The sequence below is a fragment of the Wolbachia endosymbiont of Drosophila barbarae genome, assembly GCF_044752445.1.
Lineage (GTDB): Bacteria > Pseudomonadota > Alphaproteobacteria > Rickettsiales > Anaplasmataceae > Wolbachia > Wolbachia pipientis.
Genome location: NZ_JBIXJM010000056.1, coordinates 1 through 4262 on the forward strand (window position 1 = coordinate 1; position 4262 = coordinate 4262).

3 protein-coding genes are annotated in these 4262 nt (G+C 34.5%); all 3 read left to right on the forward strand.

The features are described from left to right. The coding region (locus ACIPNH_RS00755; protein WP_400770975.1) for an ATP-binding protein at positions 1-2244 on the forward strand (2244 nt) is incomplete at its 5' end. Positions 2245-2334: 90 nt separating this feature from the next. Next, the gene (locus ACIPNH_RS00760; RefSeq protein WP_006280226.1) at positions 2335-3177 is read left to right on the forward strand and encodes a ParA family protein; all 843 of its coding nucleotides are present in this window, start codon (positions 2335-2337) and stop codon (positions 3175-3177) included. Beyond that, complete coding sequence (locus tag ACIPNH_RS00765) at positions 3174-4025, forward strand: ParB/RepB/Spo0J family partition protein (RefSeq protein WP_182321205.1); 852 nt, start codon at positions 3174-3176, stop codon at positions 4023-4025. The genes ACIPNH_RS00760 and ACIPNH_RS00765 overlap by 4 nt, the downstream gene beginning before the upstream one ends. The last annotated feature ends 237 nt before the right edge of the window (positions 4026-4262 follow it).

Consider the following 4262-nt stretch of genomic DNA (forward strand, 5'->3'; position numbering starts at 1 on the left):
ACTATAGAATTTCAAAATGCAATATTTGCAAATGCACTAAATCATAATACAGAATTTTGCCTTATTTTACATAAAGATGAGGGTGTTATTTATGCTGATGCAAGGTTCTACGAAAGGTTTAAAGATCATATAATAGATAATGACATTACGTTAGGCAAGATTCTTGAAATAGGAGATGTTTCAGAAGCAGACAAAAAAGTACTCTATCATGCACTAAAAAATAACTCTTCTGTACAGGTATGCATTTCCTTAAACAAGAAGAATAGAGTATCTAACTTTCTTTTGCTCTTTGAGCCGATACCAGATAATCCCCAAATTGCTATAAATAGTAATAAGATTTTAAATTTATCATTAGTGCCAATAGCAAGGCCAGATGGGTATTTTGTATTAAAAGCAACACAGATAAACAAGGAGCAGATATATGAAGAGTTAATAGAAAAACACAGCATAGGAACTTACATTGCAAATGCCAAAGGGGTGATTTTATCTGTAAATAAAAGATTTTTAGACATATTTGAACTAAAAAAACTGGAAAAAGGTAGCTCAATCAGTGATTTTATATCTCAATCTAAATATAACAATACAACAACCGATAATGAAATTTTGTTTTTTACTATAAGTGGTATTCCATTCAAGGCTTATATGAGCACTGCTATATTTTGTGATAAATACAACCATAGCTATATATATGGCTTTATAACACCAACCGAATCAAATATTGTTGATTATCAATTACACCCTTGTTTTGCAAATTCATCAATTGCTATTGCACAATGTGACATAAACGGCAACTTTGTAAAGAAAAATACGGCACTAATAAAGCTTGCAGGGTCAGATAATAATTCAATCTTTACGTTGATATTGGATAGTTATCATGTGAAAATACGTGAATATTTTTCGAGTAATAGAATAAATAATGCGTCTTTTGATGTACAGCTCAACGGCGGTAATAACATAAAAATATATTTCAATAAGTTTCTTCATAATAAAATGATCTTCATACTTTGTTATTTTATTGACAATACTGAACACAAAAACCTAGAGATAAAGCTTGAGCATTATCAAAAGATGCAAGCTATAGGGCAGTTAGCAGGTGGTATTGCGCATGATTTCAACAATATATTGACTGGGATAATAGGATTTTGCGATTTGCTTTTACTCCAGCATTCAGCTGGTGATCCATCTTTTGGAGATATAATACAGATACAGCAAAATGCAAAGCGTGGATCAAATTTAGTAAGACAATTGCTTGCTTTTTCAAGAAGACAGACCTTGCAGCCAAAAATTATTGATGTAAATAGAACTATAGCTAATCTTTATGAAATGATAAAAAGATTAATAGGTGAAAATATAAAATTTAACATTTATTATGGTAGAGACTTGGGTGCTGTTAGGGCTGATCAAGGGCAATTAGAGCAAGTTATACTTAACTTAGCAGTCAATGCTAGTGCTGCTATGGAAAAGGGCGGGGAATTAACTATACGAACCTTTAATCAAAAGATTGACTCATTAAATTCTACATCTCAGGATATGTTTTCTCCAGACAAGGAAACGATCGAACATGGAAATTATGTTGTGATTGAAGTAATTGATACTGGATGTGGAATGACAAGTGATACAATTGGAAAGGTATTTGACCCATTTTTTTCTACCAAAGATATTACCTCTGGTACAGGTCTTGGCCTTTCTACTGTATATGGCATTATTAAACAAACTGAAGGATACATCTATGTTGCTAGCAAAGTAAATCATGGAACTAAATTTAGCATATTTTTGCCCATGGTTTACATATCAGATGAAAATCTGAGAGAGGAAGATAGTGAAGAAATAGAAAGACCGGTAGTAAGTGAAATTAAAGGTAATGGTATAATTTTATTGATTGAAGATGAAGATTCAGTAAGGGAATTCATTGCTAAAGCACTAAAAAGGAAAGGATTTGATGTAATAGAAGCAAGCATAGGCAGCGAGGCGCTAGAAATAATCAGTAAAAAAAGTCAACACATAGATCTTATAATCACTGATGTAATCATGCCAGAGGTGAGCGGCCCAGAAATAGTTAAAGAAGCATTGATCCATAGGCTAAATATCAACGTTATTTTTATTTCTGGGTATGCAGAAGATGCTTTTTTAAAGAGTGATGACATCAATATAGAAGATTTTCACTTTTTGCCAAAGCCATTCACTCTGAATGAATTAGGAAACAAGGTTCAAAGTGTGTTACACAAAGCAAAAAAGACAGTCTAATTTTAGTGTGGTTAACAACAAAAAAATTTTCTAATGCAAAAGTTTCTTGCATATATACAATAGAATTATTTTATACATAAGATAAAAGGCGTGAGCAAGATTATTGCAATAGTAAATCAAAAGGGTGGAGTTGGCAAAACCACAACTAGTATAAATTTATCGACAGCCTTTGCTGCTGTGGGAAAAAGCACTTTATTGGTAGATCTTGATCCTCAAGGAAATGCTAGCACCGGGCTCGGGATTTCTTATCGTAGTAGGGAAGAAAAAAATATATACAAAATACTACTAAGCAGCGAAAATAAATTGATAGAATCGGCAATTTTCAATATAAAGGAAATTCCAAATTTATCACTAATTTCGTCAGTAGTTGATTTATCAGCTGCAGAAATTGAATTATCGCAACTTGAGCGAGGAAAATTTGTGCTAAAAAGCGCATTAGAGAAGATACGCGATAATTATGAGTATATAATCATCGATTGCCCTCCATCACTTGGGCTTCTAACCATAAATGCTTTGACTGCTGCTAATTCTATTATTGTCCCTCTTCAGTGTGAATTTTTTGCTCTGGAAGGATTAAGCCATTTAGTTAAAACTGTAGAGCTGATAAAAAGGAATAACCTAAACCCTTTTTTGGCAATAGAAGGGATAGTGTTAACAATGTATGACAGGCGTAACAAACTCAGTGAACAGATTAAAAACGATATTTGCCAGTATTTAAATGATAAAGTATACAAAACTATCATCCCATTGTATGAGACTGTTATTCCACGTAACGTACGGTTATCAGAAGCGCCTTCTCATGGAAAACCTGCTATTGTGTATGATCTTAAGTGTCCTGGTGCACAAGCATATATAAGTTTGGCAAGGGAAATTTTAAAAAAGCACGCGAGCAGTTGTAAGGAGAAGAAACTAGTAAGCGAGGGCGTAGTATGAAGGATGATAGACGCCTCGGCAGAGGTCTTGCCGGCCTCATAGGCGATAATTATGATAATAAAGAAGATCGACAAGAGCATTTGCCTATTTCATTACTGCACCCAAGCAAATTTCAACCGAGGAAACATTTTGACGAGGAGTCATTAAGAGAACTTGCAAATTCGATAAAGAAAAGTGGCATTATACAGCCTATCGTGGTACGCAAAGATTCAAATGATGACGGTTATGAAATAATAGCCGGGGAACGTCGTTGGCGAGCAAGCAAGATTGCAAATCTTAATAGTGCACCGGTTATCATAAAAGATCTGAGCGACAAGGAATGCTTGGAAGTATCCATAATTGAAAACATACAAAGACAAGATATTAATCCAATAGAAGAAGGTGAAGCGTATAAGAAACTGATAGATGAGTTTTTCTATACACATGAGGAATTAGCTTCAGCTATAGGCAAAAGCCGCAGCCACATAACCAATATGATTCGGATGTTGTCACTTCCCTGTAGGGTGAAAACAATGATCAACGAAAAAAAACTATCTATGGGTCATGCAAGAGCGTTGATTAATGTTGAAAATGCTGAAGGTATTGCAGAAAGAATAGTTTCTCAAGGCTTAAGCGTTAGACAAACTGAAAAATTGATAAAAGATTTGCATCAAGGCAACAACCAAAAAGAGCAGAAATATACTAGAAATCAAGATATGACGGTAATAGAAGGCGCTATATCTTCTCAACTTGGTTTAAAGATCAAAATTAATGACAACAATTCTAAGGGTAAAGTTATGATACGGTATAATAATTCAAATGAATTGGATCTAATATTGAAAGTTTTGAATAGGAAACTTGAGGCATAGCTAGTAGCTGCCAGTAAAGCAACAAACCAATATCAACTGTTGGTGTCATGAAAGTAGCTGACACTGGTTTTCATCCAAGAGGGCAGTAGCCCCTTCGGTGTCATGCAAGTAGCCTCCCTCCCCTGTCATCCCAGTGCCTTCTCCTGTCATCCCAGTGCTTGACACTGGGATCTAGCAAGCTTTGCTTGCAAATAAGTCTAATACGCGTCGCGTTTTATGCCAAAACACAATTGGAGT

What these genes read in the sequence shown, in the direction of transcription:
- ACIPNH_RS00765 (WP_182321205.1), top strand. Translation starts at nt 3,174, where the DNA reads ATGAAGGATGATAGACGCCTCGGCAGAGGTCTTGCCGGCCTCATAGGC.